At 61.2% G+C, this 1,379-nt stretch carries 1 pseudogene; it reads left to right on the forward strand.

Annotated features, from left to right (window positions below):
• Positions 1–1,379, forward strand: a pseudogene (locus EN780_RS34265) (conjugal transfer protein TraA); the annotation flags it as partial.

The following is a 1,379-nucleotide window of genomic DNA, read 5'->3' on the forward strand; positions in this document are numbered from 1 at the left end:
AATTGCGGCGCCTTGGCGAACGCCATGACGGCAACGTTCGCGACGACCGCGGCCAAATCGTTGGTGACGGAAAGCTCGCTGCCGACCTGGTGCAAAAGGAATGGCGCGGTGATCTGCACAGCCGCAAGGGCCGCGACGTGATGCACCTGATCATGTCGGCCCGGGCCGGTACGAATGTCGAGGCGTTTGAAAACGCCGCACGCGACTTCCTTGCCGAGCAGTTCGCCGGCCATCGCTACGTGTTTGCCATGCATGATCCGGCCAATGATCCGAAGGAAGAACGGGAGGGGGGCAAGCGGCCACATGTCCATGCGCACGCGATCATCACCATGCGATCGGAATCGGGGGATCGGATCGAGACGACGCCTCAGGTGTTTCGGGAGTGGCGGGCCACAATGGCGCAGATGGCCCGGGCGCAGGGAATAGCGATGGAGATGACCGATCGACGCGAGTTCGCCAGTCCGCCCGCCTTTACCCGCAATCAGGTGAGGCCGGTGAGCAGGGAAGGGCGGACCGAGCACGTCGGGACCAGTGAGGCGGCACAGGGACGGTACGACGCCAAGCGGGGCGGACGGCGCAGTCTGGCGAAGGCCGAAAGAAGCCGGGAGTATGCCATAAAGGCAGCGCAGAGTTGGCAGAAAATTGCGCTCGCCAGCGGTGACCGGCGTGTTGTCGCTTATGCAGAACAACAGCGAGATCATTTGACAGCAAGCCTTTCGGCCGGTCAGGCGGAGGCGAGCGTAAATGTCGTCCATGCAGATTTCGGATCGAAATTCCGCGCCAATCTGGTAACATTCCAGAAAGTCGTTCTGGAGGGTCAGGAAATGCGCGAGACAACGCGGTCAGAGTTTGAAGCTTATGAAAAGAAGGTCGAGACGGCCTTGTTCCGGCTGGAGCGGAGCGTCGGTCCGGACGAGCGAGACGACTTTGATGAAGTCGCGTCTGTCGCCCGCGAGCATGTGAACGGCCGGCGCGAGCTCATAGAGCTTTACGAGCTGAAGAGCCAGGCACAGGCGGAGCAGGGGACTGCGACCGAGCGAGACAACGGCCGGGAGCCTCGAGACGATGCGAATGAACAGTGGGATGCGGCAGTCGCCAAACACGGTGAGGCGGTTGTCGACGCTGCAAATGACGTTCTTGTGGACATCGAAACTAGTCGCGAGAGTTTGGATAGAATTGAGGCTGGTGAGCTTTCCAATGATCCAAGGGTATTGCGAGCTGACATTGAGCGCGGACTGGCTCGCGCGGCGGAGCTGGCCGTCCAGGGCAACACCTATATGCGCGAGGTAGCCGAGAAGGATCCGGAGCTCAAGCGCGCTATCGAGACGGCAGAGCAGACCGAAGAGCGGCCGGCAGAAGACAAAGGCAAACCCCCTGCA

The organism is Mesorhizobium sp. M4B.F.Ca.ET.089.01.1.1 (assembly GCF_004022605.1).
In the GTDB taxonomy this organism is placed as follows: Bacteria; Pseudomonadota; Alphaproteobacteria; order Rhizobiales; family Rhizobiaceae; genus Mesorhizobium; species Mesorhizobium abyssinicae.